This window comes from Methylobacterium sp. J-067, assembly GCF_022829465.1.
Taxonomy (GTDB): Bacteria; Pseudomonadota; Alphaproteobacteria; order Rhizobiales; family Beijerinckiaceae; genus Methylobacterium; species Methylobacterium litchii.
This window is the reverse complement of sequence record NZ_JAKSXZ010000077.1, coordinates 1-3,722: the sequence shown is the minus strand read 5'-3', so window position 1 is coordinate 3,722 and position 3,722 is coordinate 1. Positions and strand designations below refer to the sequence as shown.

Sequence of the window (3,722 nt, the reverse complement as noted above, 5' to 3'; positions counted from 1 at the left end):
CCGTTCTCCGCCTGCCGTAGGGCAAAGGCGATCTGCTCGTTCGTGAAGCGTTTGCGAGGCATGGCATCCACCCTCCTTCAGGTTTCAGGATGCCCGAAAAACTTGCGCTCGGCCTGGACCAGTTTGCTGGGTCAGGGTCAGCCGATGCGGCGCGGGTTTCGCGGCCCGGCCTCAAGGTTCTCTTTATCACGGGCTATGCAGAGAACGCCTTGCTGACGAATGGCCAGATGGAACCAGGTATGGCCGTCTTGACCAAGCCGTTCGCCGTCGACGCCCTAGCCTCGCGGATCCGCAATTTGATCGCAAGTTGAAGGAAGTCGGATACCCATTTTAAATTACTGAAGAATGGTCGCTTTGCACAAGGTTGCAAGCAGTTGAAGCGACTGTAATGGGTTGGGTTTGGAACGACGTCTCAGGGTGGGTTTGGCTGATCCGCCTCGGAGCGACGTAGGCGCTCCGTCCGCACCCGACCCTACCTGGTCGTGCGGACAGCTATCGGCCCTTCCCGAAAGCAGCCACTGGCCAGCCGTCCAACAATGTCGGCTTGGGTGGAAAGCGGGTTTTGACCCTTTATCCCGAAGCGGGCAGACCGCCCGCGCCCACAGCTTCGAGTCCGCCTGTGTCCGCAACGATATCGATCATCGCCTGACCAAGCCGCGCCACCCCTGGACCAACGGTCAGGGCGAGCGAATGAACCGCACGATCAAGGACGAGACAGTCAAGCGCTACCACTACGACAGCCACAAGCAGCACAGCGCTCATCTCGCTGACTTCGTCAGCGCCTACAACTTCGGTCGCTGCCTGAAGACCCTGCGGGGTCTGACCCCGTACGAGGCCATCTGCAAAACATGGTCTGCCGAGCCCGGGCGTTTCAGGTCAAACCGGCTTCACAAAGCAGGGATCAAACATCTAGCGATACAGCGGCAAGCAAAAGCCCAACACGCATAGCCCTGCAACCACGAGCACGCCAGCCACAGTTTCCATGTGGGCCGCTCTGTTGGGGTCGAGGGTTGAGGCGTAAGCAGCAATAACACCACAAGTTAACAGCGGAAGCACTACGGCACACATGAAAGCAAACTCCGTGGCCTAATGGTCACGATGGAATTATGCATTCAATCGGTAGTTCGCCTTGTAGCAACTTTTACATTAACAGGGAGCGAGCCGGGTACACGGTGAAACCGGACCTCGCCACGTTCGGCCATCGCTCCGACAGCACGTCCTACCCAAGCGGCCACGCCACGTTCGGGTATCTCGCGGCCACGGTGCTGTCGCGCCTCGTGCCAGGGAAACGCCGGGCGCTGTTCGCGTTCGCCGCCTATTACGGGGAGAACCGCATGATTGCCGGCACCCATTTCCCAACTGACCTCGAGGCCGGCAAGATCGCCGCGGCCGTCATCGCGGGGCACTGTTCCACGACCCTCGCTTCGAACGGGATCTCGCTCGGGCAGCCGCGGAAATCGCGGCTCAGGGAAGCGCCTCTGGCCGTTGTTATGAAGCTTCAGCGGGGCTCGATCACAGATGCGGAGGCGCTTCGCCCGGTCGAAGTTCACCGGTCATCCAACGGCAGCGTGGGTCGTCATGCTGCCGGCGTAGAGCCCGTGCCCAGCGCCCGCTGCATCAGAACGGTATCGACCCAGCGACCATGCTTGAAGCCCACCGCTCGCAGGATGCCGACCTCAGTGAACCCAGCCGTCCGGTGCAGGGCGATTGAGCCCTCGTTCGCGCTGTCTCCGATCACCGCCACCATCTGGCGCCATGGGCCGGCTTCGCATCGGGTGATCAGCGCGTCGAGCAACGCCGTTCCGACGCCGCTTCGATGCGCGGCATGGGTCACGTAGACCGAATTCTCGACCGTGTGGCGGTATGCCGGACGGGGTCGGTAGGCGCTGGCATAAGCGTATCCCACGACCTGCTCGTTCCGGATCGCGACCAGATACGGCACCCCGGCGGCGACAAGAGTCTCGCGTCGCCTGCCCATCTCCTCGATGGTCGGCGGTTCCTCTTCGAACGTTGCCAGTCCGTAGAGGACATACGGCGTGTAGATCCGCAGCACCTCGGCCACGTCGGACGACGACCCGTCACGGACGATGAGAGACACTTGCTCGACGTTCTGCGTGCACGTCATTCGCGGACTATCTCACATGAGGGCCGGAGGATCGGCCCCGGCCGGATCACGATGGCGGGAGGGGCATTGCTGGAGACGGGCACGCCCTCATCTCCTTCGACAGGTGACCCATTGCGACCCTCGCAGCGTATCGCCTCGCAACAACCCCGGAGACAGGCCGCTCGACATCCGAGCCCCACCGACAGGAGACCCAACCATGCACTACGTCACCAAGGAGAAGGCGGCCGATGGGCATTTCATGGTCAAGGTCGCAGGTCGCCCCGTCACCGAGACCTGTGAGAAGCGGCAGGCCAAGCACTTGGTCCGCGCAATCCGCGGCTTGCGGCGGCTGAAGAAGGCAAAGAAGCAGGCAGGAGCCTGGAACCGGTACTGAGGATCGGGGGGCTGGGCCGGTGTGCGGCCTGCCTCAGACGAGCCGCATCTCGCCCGGCTTGAGGCCGAGGCTCCGGGTGAGGTCCCGTAAAAGGGCGCCGACGACCTCGGTCGCTATGCCGTCCACGGTAAGTCCGGCCACCTGCGCAAGCGCGGCCTCGGCCGAATTCGCGACCACGGCGTAGACGCGGACCGCCTCGCACTTCCGGCGCACGGAGACCAGGTACGCCGTGCGCTTCCCTTCTTGCCGCCGCCGACCTCCGCGGAAGTGGATCGCCTGGCTTTGCCCATCAATCCTTGTCGGGCTTTTCCTTGGTGATGGCACCCGTCTTGGGATCGACGTGGAACTCCATCTTCACGCCGTTCTTCATGCCCTCGCCCTCCCAGTGGCCGTCGTCGGCCTCCAGTTCGGTGATGCTGGAGTAGCCCGCATCCATTAGTTTCTGCTTCACCTGCTCGGCGGGCATCCAGTCCGCGCCGGGCTTGTCGCTTTTGGCGATGGCAGGGCCGGCGCTCCCCAAGGCCACGGCCAAGGCGATTGGGGCAAGGATCCGGTATTTCATTAGCCGCCTCCGTTTCCAGGATGCTCGACAACGAACGGCGCGGATGACGGTTGCCCCCATCGGCCGCGATGCCAGGGCGGGCATGTCCGGCTGGATGACAAGGATCCGATCTCAACCTAGGACGTCCCGAGTCGTACCGATCCTGGTCCCTGGTATCGCTGGCCGATGTCGCGGCTGCGATGGAGTTCGTGTCGTCGGGAGTTTCTCGACCCGGGGCCAAGCCGGGTGCCTCTCATCTCGCATCCCTAAATGTCTGCCGGCGGTCCGGGGCGGGCACGTTGGCGATATCTGCTCCACTGCGTTCGCCCCCGAAAGCGGAACGGCGAAAAACCACCCCGAGCTGCCATTCCTCCGCCGAGCCCGGTCCTCCCACGGGCACCGGTCGATGCGAGGCGACTTTAAGCCCGCCTGGTCGCTATCCAGCGGGCCAGGACCGCTTGGCCATTCGCTCTTGCCTGCTATGCCGCCTGATGTGACCGCGGCACGAGATCCCTCCACCCCAGACCGCTAGGACAACAAAGTCGTACGGCAGCCGTCTAAAACGTGGCGGGCGGCATCGACCGAAGTGTGTCGTGGTACATCAATGCGCTTGCGTCCCCGGCGCCAGCGTGTCCTCCGCCCCCCGTTCCCGTCGGCGCAGCGGTGCCGGTTTGCGCCCGTCG

General features: G+C 63.5%; 4 protein-coding genes and 3 pseudogenes. 4 read left to right on the top strand and 3 right to left on the bottom strand.

Annotated features, from left to right (window positions below):
* Window positions 1-128: 128 nt before the first annotated feature.
* From MKK52_RS07925 to MKK52_RS07915, 3 pseudogenes are all read left to right on the top strand, one after another.
* Window positions 129-311 (top strand): annotated as a pseudogene (locus tag MKK52_RS07925) (hypothetical protein); the annotation flags it as partial.
* A 283-nt stretch (window positions 312-594) separates the two neighbouring features.
* Window positions 595-948, top strand: a pseudogene (locus tag MKK52_RS07920) (integrase core domain-containing protein); the annotation flags it as partial.
* Window positions 949-1,106: 158 nt separating this feature from the next.
* A pseudogene (locus MKK52_RS07915) lies at window positions 1,107-1,355 on the top strand (phosphatase PAP2 family protein); the annotation flags it as partial.
* 221 nt (window positions 1,356-1,576) lie between these two features.
* Here the strand turns inward: MKK52_RS07915 and MKK52_RS07910 are convergent.
* Window positions 1,577-2,125 carry a GNAT family N-acetyltransferase gene (locus MKK52_RS07910; protein WP_243953263.1) on the bottom strand — a complete coding sequence of 183 codons (549 nt, stop codon included), beginning with the start codon at window positions 2,123-2,125 and terminating at the stop codon, window positions 1,577-1,579.
* A 196-nt stretch (window positions 2,126-2,321) separates the two neighbouring features.
* Here MKK52_RS07910 and MKK52_RS07905 point away from each other — a divergent pair, with 196 nt between their 5' ends.
* Complete coding sequence (locus tag MKK52_RS07905; protein WP_243953262.1) at window positions 2,322-2,498, top strand: hypothetical protein; 177 nt, start codon at window positions 2,322-2,324, stop codon at window positions 2,496-2,498.
* A gap of 33 nt (window positions 2,499-2,531) precedes the next feature.
* Here the strand turns inward: MKK52_RS07905 and MKK52_RS07900 are convergent, their stop codons facing one another.
* Window positions 2,532-2,711 (bottom strand): hypothetical protein, encoded by a 180-nt coding sequence (locus MKK52_RS07900; RefSeq protein ID WP_243953261.1) that lies wholly within the window; start codon window positions 2,709-2,711, stop codon window positions 2,532-2,534.
* A 76-nt stretch (window positions 2,712-2,787) separates the two neighbouring features.
* A complete protein-coding gene (locus MKK52_RS07895) occupies window positions 2,788-3,060 on the bottom strand; it encodes a PepSY domain-containing protein (protein WP_243953260.1) in 273 nt (90 codons plus the stop codon).
* Window positions 3,061-3,722: the final 662 nt, after the last annotated feature.

Excerpts from the sequence above, each read along its gene's own strand:
- MKK52_RS07905 (WP_243953262.1), top strand. The coding sequence starts at position 2,322 with ATGCACTACGTCACCAAGGAGAAGGCGGCCGATGGGCATTTCATGGTC.
- MKK52_RS07895 (WP_243953260.1), bottom strand. The coding sequence starts at position 3,060 with ATGAAATACCGGATCCTTGCCCCAATCGCCTTGGCCGTGGCCTTGGGG.
- MKK52_RS07910 (WP_243953263.1), bottom strand. The coding sequence starts at position 2,125 with ATGACGTGCACGCAGAACGTCGAGCAAGTGTCTCTCATCGTCCGTGAC.